We start from the raw sequence: 369 nt of genomic DNA, 5'->3' as shown, positions 1-369 counted from the left end.
CCACGGTGTGATTCATGACTGGGGTGAAGTCGTAACAAGGTAACCCTAGGGGAACCTGGGGTTGGATCACCTCCTTACCTTAAGATGCCGAAGTTGTTGAGTGTTCACACAGATTGCCTTGATTCAAAGTAGTTAGAGCAAAGACCTGATGCGCCTTGGCGTGTCAGTGCTTGTTTGGTGAAAGCCAAACGAGAGAAGCCCTTTTGTTGGGTGTTGGGATGTGAATAATGGCGCGAGCCGTTACCCAATCGCCTGCGCGCAAGCGCAAAGACAAATCCGGGTCCCCTTCGTCTAGAGGCCTAGGACACCGCCCTTTCACGGCGGTAACAGGGGTTCGAATCCCCTAGGGGACGCCACTTCTCTTCTTGC

At 53.4% G+C, this 369-nt stretch carries 1 tRNA gene and 1 rRNA gene; both read left to right on the top strand.

Features of this window, described 5'->3' with window-relative positions:
• Positions 1-77 (top strand): 16S ribosomal RNA (locus tag ACW5W7_RS21335); the annotation flags it as partial.
• Positions 78-280: 203 nt separating this feature from the next.
• Positions 281-356 (top strand) — tRNA-Glu (locus ACW5W7_RS21330).
• Positions 357-369: the final 13 nt, after the last annotated feature.

It is taken from the genome of Aeromonas intestinalis (genome assembly GCF_054052485.1).
The sequence above is the reverse complement of the archived record's forward strand: the minus strand, read 5'-3'. Positions and strand labels throughout refer to the sequence as shown.